Source organism: Prevotella sp. oral taxon 306 str. F0472, assembly GCF_000257925.1.
Lineage (GTDB): Bacteria > Bacteroidota > Bacteroidia > Bacteroidales > Bacteroidaceae > Prevotella > Prevotella vespertina.
The window spans coordinates 1-22640 of the sequence record NZ_AJIN01000019.1 but is presented as its reverse complement, the minus strand read 5'-3'; the positions used below and the strand labels follow the sequence as shown (position 1 = coordinate 22640).

Below are 22640 nucleotides of genomic sequence, written 5' to 3'. Positions count from 1 at the left end.
ACCCTTAATAATAGTATAGTTCGCTTTCTTTTCAAAGCTATTTAACGCTTATTTCTTCTCTTTTTGTTATTCTTTTTGCTCTTTACTAACAACTAAGAAGGCGGAAAAAATAAGTTGAAAATACCCTTTATAATATTTGGTTGTATCATAGTTTACTATTAATTTTGCTCATAGAAAACGAATAATTAAAGACCTAACAACAATGAAAAAGTTCTTTTTAGCAGCTTTTGTCTGCTTGATTTCAGCAACATCTTTCGCTCGTGAAGGTGTGACAACAACAGTAGTATCACGTGATACAATCTTCTACAATCAAGCATTACGATCAGTGAAAGGTGCAGATAATGCTGCTTTCTATCGTCTTCTTGCAAAAGAAAGCTATAAGGGTGTAGAGCGAGACATCTTCCAGGACTTCTATCCAGATGGTCAGAAGCGTTTGGAGGGTGGCTATTCTTTCCTCGACTTAGGCAATGATGCCAACACAGTTCTTGATGGTCATGTAACCGCTTATTACCCCAATGGTATGGAGAAGTGGCATTGCAATTACAAAGATGGTAAGCGTGAAGGCTATCTAACGCTGCACTTGCGTGATGGAAGTATCGGTGTTGTGGCTTATAGAGAAGGTAAGAGTCGTTTCGACTACATGACGATTACACACCCTGATGGTCGAATGGAAAAGGTTGGATTGAAGCACTATTCAAGTCTGATCCAGTAGGAGTTACCTGTCAGAGTTTAGTAATTACAAGCCTCCCCAAGCCCCTCCAAAGGAGGGGATGTGGGTTACTAAGATATAATGGAGGTATGAAAAGAATGAGTAGCGAATTATAATTAGATTTAACAAGAGGCTCTCTTTGATTCAAAGAGAGCCTCTTTTTAATTGCAAAAGGGCGTCTCTTCGATATGAAGGAACGCCCTCTTCAAATGGAGTATCTTTTATCTTTCTGCATAGCCACTTGTTTGTTACTAACGAGACATGGTCTCTTTCTCTGTCTTATACATAAAGTCATAAATTATTTCAGTCACTCTTTCCTTGCCTTCATGTGTAAGATCAGGAAGAGTGAAGAGCCTTCCTTTCGTTGTATAAATTATCTGAACGATGAACGGAACGAAGTGGTAATTATAATCGTTGACGCCTTCTATCTCATCAGCTGTTACTTCGATGTACTTACAACGGAGGCAATCATAAAAGCAGATGTGGTCTCCTTTGATGGAAAGATAGTCTTTCTTCCATAATTTCTGACATGTAATAAAGAGCTTGAAAAGCCAATATGAGATAGCAAGACCAGTCATCCACAATGCAAGAATAAGCATTAGAGGATGAGATGCATCTGCTCCTTTGTGTCCAAAGAAGAACCATATACAAAACAAAACAGGGATGGGCGCATGCAACGTATCGATGAATAGCAATGGACTATACTTGTATTTGATAATCATATCAGAACTGCGTGTAAATGAAAGGTTGTATACTATGCTGGCTAAAGTTGATGACTAATTGCAGAACAAAGGCGAAGATAGCGAGCTTCACCAGCCATGGTGAGCGGATGAACTTCGTTTGTAACCATTCATAATCAGCCTCTTTAATGCTGTGAAGTTCCAAACTAATGAGTACAACTGCCGTCCAGAGCGGGTATTCTAACAGGAAAGTGTAAGCATCACTCAGCCTAGTTGTTTGAATGATATTCGTTATCAATGTCAGAGCAGAGTCCATATTAGGGGCACGGAAGAATATCCATGCGAGTGAAATATAGCCAAAGGTGATGCTCCAACAAGCAGCTTTTATAGGCTTGGAATTGGGTATCTGCTTCAGACCATTGTTGTTGCAAAACTTATGAACGACAAGTCCTATACCATGCATAACGCCCCATACGATGAACATCCACGATGCCCCATGCCATAAACCAGCAATAATCATGACAGAGAAGCTATTGAGGTAAGTGCGAACAGTACCCTTTCTGTTACCTCCAAGAGGGATATATAGGTAATCGCGAACCCATGTTGAAAGTGCAATATGCCATCTATGCCAGAACTCAGTGAGGTTAAGACTTTGGTAAGGGAAGTTGAAATTGTCCTTTAACTCATATCCCATCAGGGCTGCAACACCAATAGCTAGGTCGCTGTAACCCGAGAAGTCGCAGTAAATCTGCACCGAGAAGCCCAACACCCCCATAAGATCTCCAAAGCCATTCTGCACTGCTGGCGCATCAAACACTATGTTGTTATATTGCGCAAGATAGTCTGCTATGAGCGTCTTCTTTATCAATCCGCAGACAATCAGCCACAATCCTTTATAGACAAGGGCACTCTTGATATTCCTTTTAGGGGTTTGAATCTGTGGTAACAATACTTCGGCACGGGTGATAGGACCAGCAATGAGGAGGGGAAAGAACGTCAGATAGAATGTGTAATCAAGTAGTTTCGCAGTCTTTGGATACCTCCCTTTATAAACATCCACCGTGTAGCTGATGGCTTGGAAAGTAAAGAAAGATATACCAACAGGCAAGAGTAACTTCATAGGAGAGAAGTTACTGCGGAGCAGTTCATGGAATATTTCAAGGGTGAAGTTCGTGTATTTATAGTAGAGTAGGGGTATCAACTCTGTGAAAATGGTGATGGCTAAGCCCGTCTTACGCAACTTTCCATGTTTTAAACGCATCATAGAATGGGTTAGATACCATGATACAAAGGTGGTGAAAGGCAATAGCCACATCAAAGCACCATTTGCTTTGAAAGCGAAAAAGAGGCTAAAACAAATGACATAAACCTTTGTCCACTGCTGACGATAGTGTCTAAGGGGGATGTAAAGAGCGAAGAAAACGAGGAAGCAAGCCATGAATGACAGCGTACACAACGACCAGTTCTTATCTTGTGAGGATAAGAAATCAAGGAACGTGGATGTTAGCTGCGATAGTTCTGTCATGCTTCTATAATTCTTTCGCTTACTTTCCTTTTATGTATTAAAAGCCTTCGAATGCTGGTTGTAACAAACTTGTGTTTGTTGCCTTGTGATGTGCTTTAGGGGAATTGAGCTGCAATGGATTGTCACATTCATTACTAGCAATAAATTTTGCAGCCGTATCCATCCAATAAGCAGCAGCTTCCCATGTTGGGTGATAATGGTCACTTCCTCGTTTTAGTTTTAAGTGTCTACTATCGAAGAAATGCCCTGCACCTACTCTTTCTTTGATGATGTCATTGATACCAGTATCTCCATTCCAATCCGAAGGACTGATCCAAACGAAAGGAATATCGCCTATCTTCTTAACCATTTCACTAACATATTGTGCCCTGTTAGCGAGGTCGTTGATGAATAACTCATTACTTCCAAGACAGATAAGGATGTAAGTTGGCTTGTATTTAGCGATGTAATGCTCCAGAGTATGCGTCGTTCCCCATCGTTCAGTGGATGAGCTATACCATATAACAGAGTATAGTTTATGCCCATTCTCACCTGCGTAATCACCCAAGCGACGTGACAGTCCCTCCACCATAGAGTCTCCGATGAAGAGAATTGTTTGGTTTCGATGAATTGTCTTAGACTTCTTCTTGTGTTCTTTCTGTGGTTCTTTAGCAGATAGGAAGATACTTGTAAGTGTTATCTTCCTTATTGTGTAGCTGCCCAAAGTTATCTCTTTTGGTGAGAAAGCATAGGCTATGATGGCTGCAAGAACTACAGCCATCAATAACAATGATTTGATTTGGGCATACATAAGAGCTACTTTACTTTAAGTCAATCTCTATTGGGCAATGGTCGCTACCCATAGTTTCTGTATGAATCTTAGCATCTATCAATCGATCTCTCAAGCGTTCGGAGATAAGGAAGTAGTCGATACGCCACCCCGTATTCTTCTCCCTTGCACGGAAACGATACGACCACCAAGAGTAGGTTACTTGCTCTGGATAAAGCGTGCGGAAGGTATCTATGAATCCATTATTCAATAGTTCGGTCATCTTCTCACGCTCTTCATCGGTGAAGCCTGCGTTTCGGCGGTTTGTTTTAGGGTTCTTTAAGTCGATCTCCTGATGCGCAACATTCATATCACCGCATACTATGACAGGCTTAGTCTCATCTAGTTTGTGTAGGTAGGATTGGAAGTCCTCCTCCCACTTCATGCGATATTCCAATCGACGAAGCTCATCTTGCGAGTTCGGTGTATAGACCGTTACGAGATAGAAATCGTCCATCTCTAGTGTAATAACACGTCCCTCATGGTCGTGCTCATCAATATTAATACCATAAGTAACGCTCAATGGCTTATGTTTCGTGAATATCGCAGTACCTGAATAACCCTTTTTATCAGCGTAATTCCAATATGATTCGTATCCAGGAAAGCTTAAATCAAGCTGACCAGCTTGCATCTTCGTCTCTTGCAAACAGAAGAAATCAGCGTTAAAGTCCTTGAATTGCTGCTCAAAGTCTTTGCCCACGCAGGCACGAAGACCATTTACATTCCATGAAATAAACTTCATATATCTTCCTTTCTATCGTCCTTAATGTATTATTAACTCTTTTGTTGTGATTCAAACTCAAATGTTACAGGCAAGTTGTAGTCGGTGGAAAGGGGAGAGAAACCACCTCTTCCGTTACTCTTCTTCAAGTCTCTAATGGTGAAATTAAAGTGCATCTCTTGTGTTGGCATTGCATAGAAACAAGAGAAAGGCAGTGAGCCTCCTGTGCCAATAACCTCTACCTGTTGTCCATCCAAATTGATGGTGAAGCTGAGTTTAGCTGATGCACTGAAGAAAATCATTTGTTCCTGTGGCTTAAAACTCGTTATAATGACTTCCAGTTTACCATTCGTAGCATTCAAGAGAGCTTGATATAGCTTTGAAGATTGGTTCTTTATGCCAGCTGCTAGTTCGTCACCATTGATGTTCTTAACGCTGATTACCTCCTTATTAGCTGTCCATGTCGCATTCTTTGAACCCAAGTCACCATTGCTATTACTCAGCTTTACAGTACCAATGTAATTGCCATTGATGTTTTGATAGAGCTGTTCAACATTAATACTTGGTGTATCTTTCTCCTTAGAACATGCTGTAAAGAAGTTGATTGTAACGATTGCCACGAATGTTAGTGTGGCTACTTTTAAAACCTTATTCATAACTTTTCTCCTTTTAAATATTAGTCGTTATTATATCCGTTTGGTCTCTCCACGCAGTAAGTTCATAAACTCGTTGCGGGTTTTACTTGATTCGAACACACCACTATAAGCACTTGTTGTGGTGATAGAGTTCTGTTTCTCCACACCACGCATCTGCATACACATGTGTTTCGCTTCGATGACTACCATCACACCTTGTGGTTTCAACGTGTCGTTGATACATTGCATTACTTGTTCGGTGAGGCGTTCCTGCACTTGAAGTCGATGAGAGTAGATATCGACGACACGTGCGATCTTACTCAAACCAGTAATCTTTCCGTTTGGAATATACGCCACATGCGCCTTGCCATAGAATGGAAGTATATGGTGCTCACACATCGAGAAGAAGTCAATATCCTTGACTATCACCATCTGGTTATACTTCTCTTCAAAGAGAGCATCCGTTAATACCTTATGAGGATCTTGTGTATATCCACGTGTAAGAACCTGCATTGCCTTAGCAACTCGCATTGGAGTTTTCTCTAAACCCTCCCTTGCTGGATCCTCACCAAGCAGTGTTAGTATCTCTTTATAATGTGCCGCGAGTTCGTCTAAACCATCACGGAATTGTGCTTCTGGGGTCATATTATGTTGTTTCTGATTATTGCTGTTTATGAGGTTGGCTTATAACCCTATTTAGGGTATTGCCCGATATGGTCGTAAGGGTATAGAGCTTTATCCATATAAGGGCGTAGCCTGTTACCCTAGTAAGGGTGTTGTTTGGGTGTATATATAATATATAAGGTGTGACTACATTTAGTTGTCAACAAATGATGACGTCTTCACACTAACCATCATGCGTACAACATTCGCCTGTGAAAATCCTTCTTTACGCAACTTCAACATTACTTTTTTAGCAGTGTTATAGTCTGTGAAGTTACCAACGAGGCACATCCAACGTGGCGGATAGAAGTGAACATAGATGGGCTGATTGGGGAATAACTCTTTAGCCGTTTGTCCTGCTTTGTCTGCTAGTTGGTGAGATACACGTGTGTTACCACCACTATAAGCCTGAACACGAAATCCCCTAACCTTTTTAATACCTTTCTTTACACGTTTGGTTACAATTTGTTTGCCATCGTCTATATCATCGAAAGTTGGATCATGAGGTCTTCTTACTAAACGTTTCACTAGCTTAGTTCCAACTTGTCTAACGGGCTGTAAGGTGTTATTGTCAGGTCGTGCAATCTCTGGTTTGTGGTCGTTCAGTTTAGGAACTGACAGTTGTTTTGTATCTGGAGTCTTAATCTTTGAGCCTATTGACTGGCGTGATTGTTCACGCTGACTCTCTACTCTCTTGCTTTCTTTATTAGCTTTCTTCGCTGTTTTCTTACCATTGACTAATGCGTCAATATCGGAACTCTGCGTTACAGTTACCGAACTTTGAGCATAAGTTGTTGTAATGGTTGTCAGTATGAGAACTATGATTGTAAGGAGTCTTTTCATGTCTTTTATTCTAATTGAAAAGTGATGAGAGGAGCACAGAACGTGACTCCCTCTCATCATTAATATTTGTATGGATTACTTCTTCCAAGCATCAATGATACCCTTGAAGTCAGCTGCCTTCAATGAAGCGCCACCAATCAAGCCACCATCAATGTCAGGTTTAGCAAACAACTCTGGTGCGTTGCTAGCCTTACAGCTACCACCATAGAGGATAGAAGTGTCCTCTGCTACTTCCTTACCATACTTCTCTGCAACGATAGAACGGATGTAGGCTAACATCTCCTGAGCCTGGTCTGAAGTAGCTGTCTTACCTGTACCGATAGCCCAGATTGGTTCGTAAGCCAAGATAATGCTCTTCCATTCCTCTGCTGAGAGGTTGAATACTGAACCTTCCAACTCTGCCTTTACTACCTCGTTTTGCTTCTCTGCCTCGCGCTCTTCGAGAGTTTCACCACAGCAGAAGATTACCTTCAAACCATTAGCAAGAGCTAATTGAACCTTCTCTTTGAGGATCTCTGCTGTTTCTCCATAGTACTGACGACGCTCAGAGTGACCAAGGATAACATATTGTGCACCTGTGCTCTTTACCATTGCAGCTGATACTTCACCTGTGTAAGCACCCTTCTCCTTGTCTGCACAGTTCTCTGCGCCAAGTCCAACAACGCTTGAATCTAATACCTGAGCAACACTTGCGAGGTGAATGAATGGGGTACAGATAACAACATCACAATTAGGTTTCTCTGCCTTGAGTGACTCGTTAATCTCTTTTGCTAGCTCGACACCTTCCTGCAAGGTCTCGTTCATCTTCCAGTTACCTGCTACGATTTTCTTTCTCATTTGTTTTTTACGTTTTAAAAGTTGATATAATTTATTTGATTGTTCCTTTTGTTTCACCCAATCTTCTTTCTGTTTGAGCCACTCTTCACGCTTTCTTACCCATCTTGTCCATGACCAAATGCGGTCGGCGGCAATAAGGAATGACAAGGGGAAGATGTAGCACACGATGATGAGCATAATCTTTGTCCATGTGTTATTAGCCGGTTCGCGCCCTATTTCTATGAGGGAGAGTGGGGCATTGAGTTCGGCTTGTTTGGGCAAATCGTTATGACTCCATTTATTGATGATAGTACCTTTGTAGAGCAGTACTAAGCCCGGATTACTACGAATAATGGTTTTTAGTGTTGTGCCGTCAGTCGTATAGAACGGATATTCCACACCCGTAATGTCCCTCCAATGCTGTACAGCCTTATCTGTACTAGCTGTCAATCCATAGAATCCATAGCCATTCTCTTTTGCATATTCATAGATAGCATCAATATCACCAAAGTTACTATCGTCAGCCATTTCCAATACAGGAGCTATGAGTAAGAAGGTATACCCTTTATGGGTCAAGATACTATCCGTAATATCGTTCCCTGTCTGTTCGTTCGTGATAGAGAAATCGTGTATGGGTGGCTCATACCCCTGCTCAAGTATCTCTTGGTGTGTATCTTTAAATACCCACGTAGAGTCATTATAAGGGTAATTATTCTCATTGAATTCCTTTGTTACACCATTCTTTTCACAGATAAAGGTTGTCTTATAGGTTGTTTGTTTAGCCCCCTTTGGAATCTCCATACCCTTTTTGATGTTCTGTCCGATATAATAAGGACGGAAGTCAAAGATGGGCAGATGATAAAGACTCAATAGTGACGCTATACAGATAAAGACGATAGTAAAATAGAAGGCTATCCACTGATTCGTCTTTGAAACGAAGCGCATCTGATGTAAAGGCAAGCGTGTGAGAATGATTGCTGCAACAAGCAAAACAATGTTCTTGATAAATGTCTGCGTGTTGGTTAGGTGTATGGCATCTCCGAAACAACCACAATCTTGTATCGGATTACTCACGGTCAACCACAATGTTACAGCTGTCATCACAGCCATGAAAAGCAAGGATATCTTACTGGCTAATCGACGGCGGATGGCCAAGAGGAGCATTACACCCAGTGTAAATTCTATGGCAGAAAGGGCTATCGACACCATTAGCTGTGCCCAATCGGGTACATAAGCCGATAATTGCACTGCCTCTAGGTATTCCGCAATCTTATATTGCGAACCTAGTGGGTCAATAGCCTTAACAAATCCAGAAAAGATAAATGTCAAAGCTAACAGCGCACGACTGAGGTTTACTAATAGTGTCTTTAATTTATTCATGTAGCTTGATAGCACCGAAGACGGCGTAATTCATTATATCCATATAATTGGCATCTATGCCCTCACTGACGAGTGTTTCTCCATTAAGATCTTCGATTTCCTTGATTCGTTCAATCTTAGTGAGAATAAGGTCTGTGTAACTACTCACACGCATATCTCGCCATGCCTCTCCATAGTCATGGTTCTTTTTTACCATTAGTTCGTAGGCTTCGTTGGCATAGGTGTCATAGAGACTGAGAGCCTCGTCGGGCGTGATGTCAACACTATCAACAAAGCCCTTGGATAGTTGAATCAGTCCAACAATACTATAATTAATCAATGCGATGAACTCGGGGCGTACTCCCTCTCCAACGAGATTCTCACCTGTAATCTCTAACGAGCGTATGCGTTTGGCTTTGATAAAAAGCTGATCTGTGAGGGACGAGGGGCGTAAAATGCGCCATGAGGCACCATAATCATGGAGCTTCTTACCAAAGAGCTCTCTACATTCAGCCAGTATGTCTTTAAATTCTTGCTGTGTCTTTGTCAATTGACTTGCCATTGTTATGAATCGATTTGCCTGCAAAAATACTTAATTTCATTGTAATAAACGAATGAATTAACAACTAATACCATCCGTTTCGCTGGTTGGCGGGGGTTCATGGAAGAGCATTGTAATCTATCTGTGCAGAATTTCTAACCTGTTGGCAGTTGATGGAGACGCACGTTAGGTATTTTGTGCAATCCTATATGTAAACAATAGTTAAGGCGAGGGGCGTAACTGTTAACATCGACGAAATGTACTTTTGTGGGGCACGAAAGTACATTTCGTGCCCCACAAGATGTACTCCCGTGCCTTACAAGTCCTACTTCCGTGATAAGCATAGATTCGGTTAAAAAATCTTCGCGAAGAATTTGGGAATTGTTCGCGAACAATTTTGATTTTCTTCGCGAAGAATCTTTGTGTTTCTAGGGAGAGGCTTTTTGATATTTAAAACATCCTTTTATTGCTTGTTTTATACCCAACGAATGGGTCGTATTGTACCCAGCGAGTAAGTCCTTTCCTACCCAACCGCTGGGTAGAAGTCTACCTATTCGCTGGGTACGATGATACCCATTCGCTGGGTAGGAAAGGATTTGTTCGCTGGGTTTGAAATTGTGAGTTAAAGACGTAACAAGGAGATATTTGCTAATGCTTTATCGTTTACAAAACCGATCTCTTTATTTGATTTACTTCAACAGAGTGGTTATATAAAGAGCGGGAACGCCTGTTAAGGACATTCCCGCTCTGTGGATGTATGTGTAAATGCAGTATAATCTTATGGTGCTACTACTACTTTTACCCAGCTATTCGTGTCCTCGTATTTGGCTTGGTTATCATTAGCACTTTCTTTGAATGGCTTTACTTGTTCCAATTTTGCCTTTTGTGCAGCTGTCATTGTGACTGTAATGTTTGCCAAGGAACCATTTGGACTTTGACTACCAGCGTAAAATGTTGCCAAGTTTGTTAGGTGACGTATGTCTAATGTTGAAAGTTTACAATGTGCTACACCTAAATATGTTAACTTTGTGCATTTTGACACATCGAGCGTACTTATAGAGGTCATTGGTAAACGTAGCTTTATTAAGTTCGGATTATGCGTCACATCCAATGCAGTTAGTGTCTTTACATCATACATATCGAGTTCAGTTAGATTGCTATTGTTTGAAATATCCAATGAACTTATTTTTGTTTGAACTAAAAGTAATTGGGTAAGATTTGCACCAGCAGCAGTCAAACCTTTTAATTCCGTGCAGGCGAATGCGTATGATAAATTTATCGTTTTTACGCCTGTGTTATGCGATACATCCAACGATGTTATATTTGTACTTGATAATGTTATAAACTGTAAGTTAGCTCCTGCGGCAGACAGTCCTTTAATTTCTTTCACTGAGGCGTTTGCAAGGTTGAGATCCCTTAGGTTTGTCATCTTGCTGAAGTCATAGCTCTCAATCTTTGAACCTGATGCCCAAAATCTTTGTAGTTTTGAGTTCTCTGATAAGCCAACAAAGTTATTTAGACTCTTGTTGTCGAGACCATTAAAGTCGTTCAAGTTCGGTGAATTTGTAGTGTTGATGGTCTGTATATTGGGACTATAATATGTCTGTAAGGTTGTTAATGCAGGCATATTGCTTGCATCAACCGATTGAAGGCTGTTGTTATTATACAATGCAAATAAGTTGAGCTTAGTGTTACCACCAGTTACAACTTCTGTCATTCCATCCAAGTGGTGTGCTTGTAACTGTACTATCTTATCCAATCCTGTCACATTAATCTTTGTTACCAATGGACTTCCACTAATAACTATTCGATCTGTGAGCTGTGGATACTTGTTGAGATTAAGCTCTCCTGCAAGATTCTTGTTACCTTGAAGGTTCAGTCCATTAATATTACGATAGTATTGTAGCTCATCAATTGACGTGAAGTTGTCTTTGTTATTTACTTCCAACATTCCCTTGAAAGAAAGAATCTTCTCCAAGTTGTCTGCTGCATAGATGTCCAGGTGTCCATCTGCGGTTGTAGTTAAGCCACCTGAAACTTTCGCACCAACAGCCTCAATCAGCCCCTGGTTCTTGAGTATGAAAGCCTTAGCCTTAGATGCATCAAGTGTCATCTCACCGAGGTCGTAAACCTTGGCACGCTGAATTTTGATTTCTTGCTTAACCTTCTTCAAGATAGCTTTACCATCCTGCATGATAAATACAAGCGTCAAGCCCTGTGAAAGCTTTTGTTCAGGGAGTGCTATGTAATATGCCTTGTTCTCCTCAAGAGTGCCAGACGCCGCTGTAAGGTTTACCACAGGAGAAGCCGTACTGAACTCGTTTTTAGCCGCACTAATCTTTCCATCATTAGCAAAAGTGATGGTTGACTTTAAATTACCAGCAAGGTTCTCCTGCCCAATAGAAAGTAACTTTACCTGCTTTACGTCTGAAGTTCCTTTGATGGTAAAGCGGAGCAAACCACCAACATTGTATGCAACGAATGGTTTTCCACGTTGTGGAATGATACCAACAGATACATTCGCCTTTGGATCAAATGTGCCAGCAATGGCGTTCTGATCCTTTGGAAAGTTGTATTGATATATTGCTTGGGTGTTACTGTTTGCTGAAATCTTTGCATCCTGCTGATAAGGATACATCATGAAGTATGATACGTTATTGACATCTGGTGCATTTCCCCAGAAACGCACATCACTTCCTGCAGTAGGAGTTGTGAAGGGATAATTCTTGGGTTGGTTTCCTTTAAAGCCAATACCAATCTTATCGTTTGCTTGCCAAGTAACAGTTGCGCCGTCAGAGCCTAATACTGTGCGAGTCTTTATTTGATTAGATTGAGATGCAGTCTCTTCTGTTGAAGGCTTTTCCAATCCTGTGGATGTGAAAGACATCTCTACTAGTTGTTCATCTGTTGTGTCGCCATCTCCAAAATCATCCTTGGAACAAGACATAACACTTAAAGCAAGACCCATACATAAGGCATAAGTCTTTAATAGATTTGTATACTTCATATTGCTGTTATTCGTTTTTCGACATTCGTTTAATCCTATTTTCCCTTAGAATGGACTATCATCATCAGTTCCATCATCAATTGTTGGGGGTGTGTTATTACTATTAGTGAACCCCTCGTGTTGAGTACCATGTGCACTATCCATTAACAAGTTACCCTCTATTTCCATGAATATTATTGTTGTCGAGGGCTTTTCGTATACTCTCTTCATTTGTCTTGTTCTTTATATTAATTTGTCTTGTATAACTCTTTCTGCCTCTTGTCGTTACCGACTTGATTGTTTTTACGGCAATCATCCATCCTCTCTAATAGTTATAGAGTTCCTTTATTAAGAAGGAAAGAATGGGCAATGCAAATGAATACAAACTCAGTTGTTATTGCTATTGCGGCCTCGTTCGTTTTTATAGTGTTGAATAAAGTCTATTTACCTTTTACTCTTTTGTGGGTTGCAAAGGTACTGCTAATTCTGTAATTAGTACTAAAGCGAATAAGAAAAAGCCCTTTTGATAAGGATAATTAACTAAAAGTAGCGTCGGTATATAAAATTATCTATAATTTACCTAAGTATTTGTGTTAAACTAACATACGCTCTTCTTGTCTTAAAGAAAGCCTTTGCTCCAATGCAATTAAGCCTCTCTTCAGATATAGCTAAGCCTTCCTTTAAATATAGCTCGTTCTTCCTTCAAATACAACTCAGCTTGAGGATGTGCTCAGCTTACCTTATTTTACATGATACTTAATTTGTGTGACTTAACTAATTTACGTATCTTTGCATTGCTATTCATACAAAGATAACATTTAGTTATGCGAGATCTTTCAGATGCCGAATTGGCACAATTATTAGATAAAGATATATTTCATCATATTTCCAATGCCACCGATAAACTCGGGCTGGAGTGTTACGTAGTGGGCGGCTATGTGCGTGATTTGTTTTTAGAACGCCCTTCTAATGATATAGATGTAGTTGTGGTGGGGAGTGGTATACAGGTAGCTAGCGAATTGAAAGCCGTTCTTGGTAAGAAAGCTCACCTCTCGGTATTCCGCAACTTTGGTACTGCTCAAGTGAAATATAAGCACACCGAGGTTGAATTTGTAGGTGCTCGACGAGAGAGTTACAGCCATGATAGTAGGAAACCAGTGGTAGAAGATGGTACACTAGAGGATGATCAGAATCGTAGGGACTTTACGATTAATGCCCTAGCAGTGTGTTTGAATAAGGCTCGCTTTGGGGAGTTAGTCGATCCATTCGGTGGTGTTGACGACCTATGGGATGGTATCATTCGCACGCCCTTAGACCCTGATGTAACCTTTTCAGATGATCCATTGCGTATGATGCGATGCGTTCGTTTTGCTACACAATTAAATTTCTTTATTGATGATGAGACCTTCGAGGCGTTGGAACGCAATGCCGAAAGAATAAAGATTATTAGTGGGGAGCGCATAGAAGAGGAGTTGAACAAAATTATGATGACGCCAACACCGAGCAAGGGATTTATCGATTTGTATCGTTGTGGGCTCTTGCAAATCATCTTGCCAGAGCTAGTTGCTTTGGATGTCGTGGAGACTAGGAACGGACGAGCACATAAGAATAATTTTTATCATACCTTAGAAGTGTTGGATAATATCTGCAAGCATACGGATAACTTATGGTTACGTTGGGCAGCATTATTGCATGATGTGGGTAAAGCAAAGTGTAAACGGTGGGATGCTGTAGCGGGTTGGACCTTCCATAATCACAACTATGTTGGTGCAAAGATGGTGCCTAATATCTTTCGAAGGTTGAAGTTGCCGATGGATAGTAAGATGAAGTATGTGCAAAAGCAAGTAGACTTACACATGCGTCCGATTGTTATTGCTGATGAAGAGGTGACCGACTCGGCTGTGAGACGACTGATGAATGATGCTGGCGAAGACATTGATGACTTGATGACTCTGTGTGAGGCGGATATAACGAGTAAGAATGTTGCCCGCAAACAACGCTTTCTTGATAACTTCCGAATCGTTCGTGAGAAACTAAAAGACCTGAAGGAGCGTGATTACAAACGCCTGTTGCAGCCTTGTATAGATGGTAATGAGATCATGGAAATGTTCCATCTCAAACCTAGTAGAGAGGTGGGCGTTTTGAAGCAGACGCTGAAAGATGCTGTGCTTGATAATAAAGTGGCAAATGAACGAGAGCCTTTAATGGAACTTCTACGCAATAAGGCAAGTGAATTGGGGCTGATTTAAGAATGAAGAAAGATGACATCCATTGTTAATGGAGGTTATATATAAGAGTCCTAAATGGTATGTTTATAGGTAATAATTGTTAAATGCTATTTGCAACCTAAGTATCTTTAATAATTAATGAGTAGTTTTGCATACTGAAAAACTCAAGTATTATACTTTGGTTTTTAGTATGCATTACTTTTATGAAGAGATTAGTTTGATACGAGAAGTATGTACATCTCTTATGCGAAAGAGGTGAATGACAAGATAAAAAGAATGAATATAATATATTAAATAGGTATGAAAATGAATAAAATCTTATTGTTCGTAGCTGCAACTGTGGCGTTATTGACCAGTTGTGGAGGCGGTCAGCAGGGGCTTCCTACAAGTGATGAGTATCCTGTGATTACGATTGGTGCATCTAATGCACAGCTAAAGACAACTTATCCAGCTACGCTTAAGGGTGTTCAGGATGTAGAGGTTCGCCCAAAGGTGAGCGGCTTTATCACGAAACTATACGTGCATGAGGGTGAGTATGTGCATGCTGGTCAGGTGCTCTTCGTTGTGGATAACTCCACTTATCAGGCTGCTGTTCGCCAGGCTGAAGCACAAGTAAACTCGGCTCAGAGTGCTGTGGCACAGGCTGAAGCTGGTGTTGTCCAGGCTAACGCAAGTCTTAATTCGGCTAATGCACAGGCTGCTACCGCTCGTTTGACTTACTCAAACAGTAAGAACCTATATAATAATAAGGTGATAGGCGACTATGAGTTGCAGTCAGCAAAGAATAGTTTTGAAACGGCACAAGCTGCTGTGCGCCAAGCACAAAGTGGTGTCGCTTCTGCGCAAGCTGCAGTTCGTCAAGCGCAAGCAGGTGTTCGTCAGGCACAAGCAATGCTATCAACTGCTAAGGATAACCTTGGCTTCTGTTATGTAAAGAGTCCTGCTTCTGGTTACATCGGTAGTCTTCCTTTCAAAGAGGGAGCCTTGGTAAGTGCCTCTTCTGCACAGCCAGTAACAACTGTTAGCAACACTTCTACAATAGAAGTTTACTTCTCAATGACCGAGGCTGATGTGTTGAAACTGAGCCGTGCAGGTGATGGTTTGAGCAATGCCATTAAGAAGTTCCCAGGTGTGAGTTTGTTGCTTGCAGATGGTTCAACCTATAATCATGAGGGAGTCATTGTCAAGACGAGTGGTATCATAGACCCAGCAACAGGAACAATCAGCGTTATTGCACGCTTTCCTAACCCTGAGCACTTGTTAAAGAGTGGCGGTAGTGGGCAGATTGTTATTGCTAAGAACAATAATCATGCATTGTTGATTCCACAAGAGGCAACCACTCAGGTGCAGGATAAGGTATTTGTCTATAAGGTGGATGCTAATAATAAGGTACATTACAGCGAGATAACCATTAACCCACAGAATGATGGTATCAATTACATCGTTACTAGTGGATTAAAGATGGGTGACCGCATTGTTAGCAAGGGAATCTCAAGTTTGGAAGATGGTGCAAAGATAAAGGCATTGACTCCAGCAGAGTATGAAGAAGCCATTAAGAAAGCTGAGAAGTTGGGTGAGAATCAGAGCTCTGCTTCAGGTTTCTTAAAGACTATGAAGGGAGAGAGTAAGTAATTAGAAGTTAGGAATTAGGAGTAATGAGTGGAAACAGAGGGGCTGTTCTCTGTGAGAAGTAAGTTTTCTTCGGCTATTTTTCACCCATCTCCATGATTCAAAAGAATAATCGTTATGACATTTACGAATTTCATTAAACGACCGGTTTTATCAACGGTTATATCCATCTTCTTCGTACTTTTGGGTATAATCGGTTTGATGTCACTGCCTATTGAGCAGTATCCGGACATCGCGCCACCTACGATCTCTATTCAAACCTCCTATCAAGGAGCTGATGCGCAGACCGTATTGAATTCAGTTATTACACCATTGGAAGAGAGTATCAATGGTGTAGAGAATATGACTTATATTGAGTCGACTGCAACTAACGCTGGTATGGCGATGCTCACAGTCTACTTTAAGCAAGGAACTGATCCGAACATGGCTGCAGTCAACGTGCAGAACCGTGTGTCACAAGCACAGGCTTTGTTACCTGCTGAAGTTACCCGTGTGGGTGTGACTGTATCGAAACGTCAGAGTTCGAATGTGGTCATGTACTCCTTGACAACAGATGATGGACGATATGATGATGAGTTCTTGACGAACTATAACAACATCAATATCGTTCCAATGTTGAAGCGTATTAATGGTGTAGGTGACGTCCATATACCTGGTATGAAGACTTACTCAATGCGTATTTGGCTCCAGCCAGATAAGATGAAGCAGTATGGTCTTGTTCCTTCTGATATCTCTGGTGCTCTTGCAGAACAGAATATTGAGGCAGCACCAGGTTCCTTTGGTGAGCAAAGTAAGCTCAAGTTTGAGTACACTATGCGCTATAAGGGACGTTTGAAGACGCCAGAAGAATATGGAAATATCATTATCTCAAGCAATACAAATGGGCAGACACTTCACTTGCGTGATGTGGCAAAGGTTGAGTTAGGTGGTTTGATGTATTCAGTAGCTATGCGTAACAATGGTCAACCAGCCGTATTAGGTATGGTTAACCAGGTGGCTGGTTCAAATGCTACACAGATTGCTGATGATGTAAAAGCAGCTTTGGCTGATGCACAGAAGCAGATGCCTCCAGGGATGAAAGTGACGATAGAACAGGATGTAACAGAGTTCCTTTTTGCATCTATAGAGGAAGTTATTCGTACACTGGTTATTACACTTGTGTTGGTATTCTTTGTTGTGTATGTCTTCTTGCAAGACTTCCGTTCGACAGTAATTCCTATGATTGCTGTGCCAGTGGCATTGATTGGTACATTCTTCTTCCTATGGGTGTTTGGATTCTCCATCAACCTTTTGACCTTGTCAGCATTGTTATTAGCGATTGCCATTGTGGTCGATGATGCCATTGTGGTGGTTGAGGCTGTTCATGCAAAGCTCGATTTAGGTTATAAGAGTGCGATGACTGCAGCCATTGATGCAATGAATGAGATTTCAGGAGCTATCATCTCTATTACTTTGGTGATGTCAGCAGTGTTCGTGCCAGTATCATTTATTGGTGGAACATCTGGTACTTTCTATCGTGAGTTTGGTGTAACAATGGCGGTATCAATCGTTATCTCTGCTCTGAATGCTTTGAGCTTGTCACCTGCACTATGTGCTATTTTCTTGAAGCCACATGACAATGATGAGGAACATAAGAAGCTTTCACGCATTGATAGATTCCACATGGCATTCAATACACAGTATGACAAGATCAATGCTAAGTATCAGAAAAAAGTTGAGAAGATTATCAACCATCGTTGGATAGCAGGCTCTGCTGTTGTTGTAGGTTTCGTGGCTCTCGTTCTTACAATGACGTTTACTAAGACAGGACTTGTGCCAGATGAAGATACTGGAACTTTGTTTGCCATGATTAGTTTACCTCCTGGGACATCACAAGTAGAGACTCAGAAAGTGACCGATCAGGTGGATAAGATGTTGGCAAGTAACCCTTACATTGAACGTCGTGAGCAGATAGTTGGTTACAACTTCTTGGCTGGACAGGGTTCTAACCAGTCAACCTTTATTGTTAAGTTGAAGCCTTTTGCTGAGCGTGAATATGGTATGTTTGATCGTATTAAATCAGTATTCACGGGTGCTGGTATTGCTGGATTATTCATTGACCCAACTTCTTCTAACATGATTTTGGGTATGATTTATAAGCAAACAGCTAGTATTAAGGGCGCACAGATACTTGCCTTTGCACCGCCAATGATTCCTGGTTATGGTATGTCGAATGGTCTTTCCTTCTCTTTACAGGATAAGACAGGTGGCGACTTGAATAAGTTCTTTAAAGTAGCACAGGATTACCTCGCTGCTTTGAACAAGCGTCCAGAGTTTAGCCGAGCACTTACCACTTACAACCCGAACTATCCTCAATACATGGTGGATGTAGATGTTGCGAAAGCAAAGCAGGCAGGAACATCACCAGCAGCTATTCTCTCTGTATTGCAGGGATACTATGGTGGTATGTATGCATCCAACTTCAATGCATACGGTAAGCTCTTCCGTGTGATGATACAAGGAACAGCAGAGAGCCGCATGGACGAGTCGAGCATGAATAATATCTATGTTCGAACAGCAGCAGGTATGGCTCCTGTAAGTGAATTCTGTACGTTGAAGCGTGTTTATGGACCATCAAATATCACTCGTTTCAACCTCTTTACCTCTATTGCCGTTAATGCGACACCAGCAAATGGGGTCTCTTCTGGAGAGGCTATTAAGGCAGCAGAGGAAGTGGCAAAACAAGTGTTACCACAGGGATATGGCTATGAGTTCTCTGGCTTGACACGTTCAGAGCAAGAGTCTTCTAACTCAACAGCGATGATCTTCGTCCTTTGTATCGTGTTTGTCTACTTGATTCTTAGTGCACAATATGAGAGTTATATCCTCCCATTAGCCGTTATCTTGTCAATACCATTCGGTCTTGCTGGTGCGTTCATATTCACGATGATCTTCGGGCATAGCAACGATATCTATATGCAAATATCCTTGATTATGTTGATTGGATTGTTGGCTAAGAATGCCATCCTTATCGTTGAGTTTGCTCTTGAGCGTCGTCGAACAGGTATGGCAATCAAGTATGCAGCCATCTTAGGTGCTGGTGCACGTCTTCGTCCTATCTTGATGACGTCTTTAGCGATGATCATTGGATTATTACCATTGATGTTTGCAAGCGGTGTAGGTCATAATGGTAACCAGACATTGGGTGCTGCTGCTGTTGGAGGTATGTTGATTGGTACACTCTGTCAGGTATTTGTTGTACCAGCTCTATTCGCTGGCTTCCAGTACTTACAAGAGCGTATTAAGCCACTAGAGTTTGAAGATGAGGCTAATCATGATGTCATAAAGGAACTTGAGCAATTTGCGAAAGGACCTGCACATGATTATAAGGTAGAAGAGTAGTATTACATTAAAAGAACAATAATGAAGAATAAGAATATAATCATCATAGCCCTTGCAGCCCTGTCATTGACAGGCTGTAAGAGTCTCTATGGCAATTACGAGCGTCCCGATGTGAAGACGAATGGGATTGTGAGAGACCCTGTTGATGACAAGGGAACGCTTGAGGGAGCCAATGACTTTGGTAACCTTCCATGGCGTAGTGTCTTCACTGACCCACATTTGCAGTCTCTTATCGAAAGAGCTCTTACAAATAATCCCGACCTACTCAATGCTGCATTGAACATAGATATTGCCGAGCAGCAGGTGAAGACATCGAATCTCTCTTTCTTACCATCTGTGGTTTTCGCACCGACGGGTACGATCTCCCACTTTGGTTCGCACACGCCTTCCACCCAGTCTTACACACTCCCAGTCTCTGCAAGTTGGGATGTTGATCTCTTTGGAAAGCTGCGTTCCCAGAAGAAAGCAGCCCAGATGATGCTCCTTCAGTCGAAGGATTATAAGGTAGCAGTGCAGACCAGTCTGATTTGTAACGTAGCTAATCTCTATTACACATTGTTAATGCTCGATCGTCAGAAGCAGATTGTCGATGATATGTCTGGACTGACAAAGAATACTTGGGACATGATGAAACTCCAAATGGAGTATGGTCGTGCTCGTTCAACGAGTGTTCAGAGTGCCGAAGCTGCTTACTATAGTGTACAGACACAGGGCGCAGACATCCGTCGTCAGATACGTGAGACAGAGAACTCTCTTAGTCTTCTTCTTGGTGAACCAGCGCAAGGTATTGCACGCGGTAGTCTAGCCAATCAGAGCTTACCGGCGAACTTCGCAGGTGGTATTGGTGTACAACTTCTAAGCAATCGTGCCGATGTGCATGCAAACGAAATGGCGTTGGCTCAATGCTTCTATAATATTCGGCAGGCACGCAGTCGTTTCTATCCAGCATTGAACATATCACCTACTGGAGCGTGGACCAACAGCAATGGCATGGTTAACCCTGGTAAGTTGCTCTTGAGTGTAGTCGGTAGTTTGACTCAGCCTATCTTCATGCGTGGACAATTAAAAGCTGGTTTGCGTGTTGCAGAAGATAAGTATAAGCAAGCATATAACACATGGCAGAATAGTATTCTCAAGGCTGGTTCAGAAGTGAGCAACGCCCTTGTTGCTTATAATTCAGCTGGTGAGAAAGAGAAGTTGCAGCAACAACAAATAGATGTTCTGAAGCAGAATGTAGAGCACACACAGATGCTCTATGCACAAAGCTCAAGTACCTATCTTGAGGTTATCACCGCTCAGCAGAGCTTACTTAATGCAGAAATATCACAAGTGAAAGAGCAGTTTACGAAGCTACAATCTATCGTCAATCTGTATAATGCACTTGGTGGTGGTTCTAAGTAAATCGTTTGTTTAATTCTTAGTATTCAAGAGTATGAGTAGCGTAATTAGTCCAAAAGCCGAAGTCTCTCCGAAGGCAAAGATTGGAGACGGCTGTAAGATATTCCCATTTGTGTATATAGAAGACGATGTCGTCATCGGTGATAACTGCGTTATCTTCCCCTTTGTTAGCATCTTGAATGGTACTCGAATGGGAAGTGGAAACAAGATTCATCAAGGGTCGGTGCTTGCTGCTTTGCCACAGGATTTCAATTTCGTGGGTGAGAAAAGCGAACTGGTGATGGGTGATAACAACATTGTTCGAGAGAATGTGGTTATTAATCGTGCCACACACCGTGGCTGCAAAACCATTATCGGCTCGAATAACTTCCTCATGGAAGGTGCACATATTAGCCATGACACCGTCGTTGGTGATAATTGTGTCTTTGGCTATGGTGCGAAGATTGCAGGTGATTGTAAGATTGGAACTGGAGCGATTATCTCTTCAAACGTTGTAGAGAAAGCGAACACACGGGTAGGTGAGTATGCTGTGGTACAAGCAGGTACTACCTTCTCGAAGGACGTTCCTCCTTATATTATCGCTGGTGGTGCACCAATTGAGTATCATGGTGTTAACACAACTATCGGTAAGCGGGCTGGTGTTGATGAGAAGATTCTCAAGCACATTGCCAATGCTTATCGTCTGTTGTTCCATGGTCAGACTTCAGTTTTTGATGCTTGCATTCAGATAGAACAACAAGTGCCCGCTTCGCACGAGATTCGTAATATCGTCGACTTCGTGCGAGCAACGGGAGAAGGAATCATTAGTAAAATCTAAATTTCATATCAATGTTTTTTTGATGAGGGAAAGACTGGCCGTGAGGTTAGTCTTTCTGTCATTTTAGGACAGAGTAACGCACGAGTCTTTAAGACATAGTAACAAAGGAACGTGAAAGCATTAGTAACATATTCTTTAGACAGAATGCCAGAGAGACATATTCTTTTAATGACATATCATTTGAGCCATCTTTATTATATTGTAAACACCTGATAGACCTCTATCTAACCACTATCCAATCACCAACAAATCTACCTATAAACCTCCTACAAATCCCCAGCAAACAGTACATTTCACTCCCCTCTCCATTCGGAGAGGGGGCGGGGGTGAGGCTTTTTCTTTTGTTTTTATTTGGCTAGTTAATTTATTCTTCTTACCTTTGCCGTCGTGAAACAGTTAGCAATGACATATCAAGTGAACGAAGTACTGCAAAGAATTATCCGATTCTTTGCATCTTTTTGCACTTTATCTTTGGTCAATCCAAATAATTTGCTAACACACACACACATTCGCACCTAGCGTCTAATAACACATTTTTTCTTCTCGCATACGCGCGCGCGAAGCGTGCCGTACCCCCTGTAAACAAAGGACTTCTAGGAGTTTCCTTTGTTCGCTTTTTTATGCCCTTTTCTGAACTCCGTTTTAAGCAAAATAAGAACGAAATAACAACTATTTTAATCAATGAAGTAATGAGAAAAAAGCAAGTAAAGAAGAGTTATTCTGCACCAGAGTGTATGATAATTCAAGTCAACGAAGCCACTTATTTGATGGATACGTCTTTCCCGAGCCAGCATAAGAAGGCAAATCACGCTTCTGGTCCAGCTGCTGCTAAGGCAAGTCAATGGAATGATGAAGACTTAGAAGATGAAAACACATCTTCATGGGAAGACTAACAGAGAGT

18 protein-coding genes are annotated in these 22640 nt (G+C 41.5%); 7 read left to right on the top strand and 11 right to left on the bottom strand.

All coding sequences use genetic code 11. The annotated features are described in order from the left end of the window. The first annotated feature begins 202 nt into the window (after positions 1-202). Positions 203-712: a toxin-antitoxin system YwqK family antitoxin gene (locus tag HMPREF9969_RS03245; protein WP_009434431.1), complete on the top strand. Its 510-nt coding sequence runs from the start codon at positions 203-205 to the stop codon at positions 710-712. A 248-nt stretch (positions 713-960) separates the two neighbouring features. Here HMPREF9969_RS03245 and HMPREF9969_RS03240 read toward each other — a convergent pair whose 3' ends face one another. From HMPREF9969_RS03240 to HMPREF9969_RS03190, 11 genes are all read right to left on the bottom strand, one after another. Further along, positions 961-1431 (bottom strand): hypothetical protein, encoded by a 471-nt coding sequence (locus tag HMPREF9969_RS03240; RefSeq protein WP_009434439.1) that lies wholly within the window; start codon positions 1429-1431, stop codon positions 961-963. Position 1432: 1 nt separating this feature from the next. After that, complete coding sequence (locus HMPREF9969_RS03235) at positions 1433-2914, bottom strand: MBOAT family O-acyltransferase (RefSeq protein WP_009434420.1); 1482 nt, start codon at positions 2912-2914, stop codon at positions 1433-1435. A gap of 37 nt (positions 2915-2951) precedes the next feature. Further along, a complete protein-coding gene (locus tag HMPREF9969_RS03230) occupies positions 2952-3704 on the bottom strand; it encodes an SGNH/GDSL hydrolase family protein (protein ID WP_009434423.1) in 753 nt (250 codons plus the stop codon). Positions 3705-3714: 10 nt separating this feature from the next. After that, positions 3715-4464 (bottom strand): exodeoxyribonuclease III, encoded by a 750-nt coding sequence (locus HMPREF9969_RS03225; RefSeq protein WP_009434438.1) that lies wholly within the window; start codon positions 4462-4464, stop codon positions 3715-3717. A gap of 32 nt (positions 4465-4496) precedes the next feature. Further along, entirely contained in the window at positions 4497-5099 is a 603-nt protein-coding gene (locus HMPREF9969_RS03220; RefSeq protein WP_009434426.1) for a DUF4840 domain-containing protein, read from the bottom strand. Between the two features lie 30 nt (positions 5100-5129). Next, entirely contained in the window at positions 5130-5723 is a 594-nt protein-coding gene (folE, locus tag HMPREF9969_RS03215; protein ID WP_009434442.1) for a GTP cyclohydrolase I FolE, read from the bottom strand. A 171-nt stretch (positions 5724-5894) separates the two neighbouring features. After that, the gene (locus HMPREF9969_RS03210; protein ID WP_009434435.1) at positions 5895-6584 is read right to left on the bottom strand and encodes an SPOR domain-containing protein; all 690 of its coding nucleotides are present in this window, start codon (positions 6582-6584) and stop codon (positions 5895-5897) included. Between the two features lie 75 nt (positions 6585-6659). Next, a complete protein-coding gene (locus HMPREF9969_RS03205) occupies positions 6660-8780 on the bottom strand; it encodes a BT_3928 family protein (protein ID WP_009434422.1) in 2121 nt (706 codons plus the stop codon). Further along, the gene (locus tag HMPREF9969_RS03200) at positions 8773-9321 is read right to left on the bottom strand and encodes a DUF1599 domain-containing protein (RefSeq protein ID WP_009434425.1); all 549 of its coding nucleotides are present in this window, start codon (positions 9319-9321) and stop codon (positions 8773-8775) included. Before HMPREF9969_RS03200 ends, HMPREF9969_RS03205 begins: the two co-directional genes overlap by 8 nt. 757 nt (positions 9322-10078) lie before the next feature. Then, on the bottom strand, positions 10079-12307 hold the full coding sequence (locus HMPREF9969_RS03195; RefSeq protein ID WP_009434433.1) for a fimbrillin family protein: 2229 nt from the start codon (positions 12305-12307) through the stop codon (positions 10079-10081). Positions 12308-12352: 45 nt separating this feature from the next. Beyond that, complete coding sequence (locus HMPREF9969_RS03190; RefSeq protein ID WP_036894813.1) at positions 12353-12517, bottom strand: hypothetical protein; 165 nt, start codon at positions 12515-12517, stop codon at positions 12353-12355. Between the two features lie 593 nt (positions 12518-13110). Here HMPREF9969_RS03190 and HMPREF9969_RS03185 point away from each other — a divergent pair. The 6 genes from HMPREF9969_RS03185 (at position 13111) to HMPREF9969_RS03160 (ending at position 22632) form a co-directional block, all read left to right on the top strand. Then, positions 13111-14535, top strand: coding sequence for a CCA tRNA nucleotidyltransferase (locus HMPREF9969_RS03185; protein ID WP_009434434.1), 1425 nt, complete (start codon positions 13111-13113; stop codon positions 14533-14535). 279 nt (positions 14536-14814) lie between these two features. Next, the gene (locus HMPREF9969_RS03180; RefSeq protein ID WP_036894811.1) at positions 14815-16146 is read left to right on the top strand and encodes an efflux RND transporter periplasmic adaptor subunit; all 1332 of its coding nucleotides are present in this window, start codon (positions 14815-14817) and stop codon (positions 16144-16146) included. Between the two features lie 114 nt (positions 16147-16260). Further along, positions 16261-19524, top strand: a complete 3264-nt coding sequence (locus tag HMPREF9969_RS03175; protein WP_009434440.1) for an efflux RND transporter permease subunit — start codon at positions 16261-16263, stop codon at positions 19522-19524. Between the two features lie 21 nt (positions 19525-19545). After that, the gene (locus tag HMPREF9969_RS03170) at positions 19546-20925 is read left to right on the top strand and encodes an efflux transporter outer membrane subunit (protein ID WP_009434427.1); all 1380 of its coding nucleotides are present in this window, start codon (positions 19546-19548) and stop codon (positions 20923-20925) included. Between the two features lie 31 nt (positions 20926-20956). After that, positions 20957-21739 carry an acyl-ACP--UDP-N-acetylglucosamine O-acyltransferase gene (lpxA, locus tag HMPREF9969_RS03165; protein WP_009434424.1) on the top strand — a complete coding sequence of 261 codons (783 nt, stop codon included), beginning with the start codon at positions 20957-20959 and terminating at the stop codon, positions 21737-21739. A gap of 689 nt (positions 21740-22428) precedes the next feature. Further along, positions 22429-22632, top strand: a complete 204-nt coding sequence (locus HMPREF9969_RS03160) for a hypothetical protein (protein WP_036894819.1) — start codon at positions 22429-22431, stop codon at positions 22630-22632. Positions 22633-22640: the final 8 nt, after the last annotated feature.

Coding starts and splice junctions, on each gene's coding strand:
- HMPREF9969_RS03245 (WP_009434431.1), top strand. CDS start 203: ATGAAAAAGTTCTTTTTAGCAGCTTTTGTCTGCTTGATTTCAGCAACA.
- HMPREF9969_RS03190 (WP_036894813.1), bottom strand. CDS start 12,517: ATGAAGAGAGTATACGAAAAGCCCTCGACAACAATAATATTCATGGAA.
- HMPREF9969_RS03230 (WP_009434423.1), bottom strand. CDS start 3,704: ATGTATGCCCAAATCAAATCATTGTTATTGATGGCTGTAGTTCTTGCA.
- HMPREF9969_RS03240 (WP_009434439.1), bottom strand. CDS start 1,431: ATGATTATCAAATACAAGTATAGTCCATTGCTATTCATCGATACGTTG.
- HMPREF9969_RS03185 (WP_009434434.1), top strand. CDS start 13,111: ATGCGAGATCTTTCAGATGCCGAATTGGCACAATTATTAGATAAAGAT.
- folE (WP_009434442.1), bottom strand. CDS start 5,723: ATGACCCCAGAAGCACAATTCCGTGATGGTTTAGACGAACTCGCGGCA.
- HMPREF9969_RS03235 (WP_009434420.1), bottom strand. CDS start 2,914: ATGACAGAACTATCGCAGCTAACATCCACGTTCCTTGATTTCTTATCC.
- lpxA (WP_009434424.1), top strand. CDS start 20,957: ATGAGTAGCGTAATTAGTCCAAAAGCCGAAGTCTCTCCGAAGGCAAAG.
- HMPREF9969_RS03225 (WP_009434438.1), bottom strand. CDS start 4,464: ATGAAGTTTATTTCATGGAATGTAAATGGTCTTCGTGCCTGCGTGGGC.
- HMPREF9969_RS03210 (WP_009434435.1), bottom strand. CDS start 6,584: ATGAAAAGACTCCTTACAATCATAGTTCTCATACTGACAACCATTACA.
- HMPREF9969_RS03200 (WP_009434425.1), bottom strand. CDS start 9,321: ATGGCAAGTCAATTGACAAAGACACAGCAAGAATTTAAAGACATACTG.
- HMPREF9969_RS03180 (WP_036894811.1), top strand. CDS start 14,815: ATGAAAATGAATAAAATCTTATTGTTCGTAGCTGCAACTGTGGCGTTA.
- HMPREF9969_RS03175 (WP_009434440.1), top strand. CDS start 16,261: ATGACATTTACGAATTTCATTAAACGACCGGTTTTATCAACGGTTATA.
- HMPREF9969_RS03220 (WP_009434426.1), bottom strand. CDS start 5,099: ATGAATAAGGTTTTAAAAGTAGCCACACTAACATTCGTGGCAATCGTT.
- HMPREF9969_RS03170 (WP_009434427.1), top strand. CDS start 19,546: ATGAAGAATAAGAATATAATCATCATAGCCCTTGCAGCCCTGTCATTG.
- HMPREF9969_RS03160 (WP_036894819.1), top strand. CDS start 22,429: ATGAGAAAAAAGCAAGTAAAGAAGAGTTATTCTGCACCAGAGTGTATG.
- HMPREF9969_RS03195 (WP_009434433.1), bottom strand. CDS start 12,307: ATGAAGTATACAAATCTATTAAAGACTTATGCCTTATGTATGGGTCTT.
- HMPREF9969_RS03205 (WP_009434422.1), bottom strand. CDS start 8,780: ATGAATAAATTAAAGACACTATTAGTAAACCTCAGTCGTGCGCTGTTA.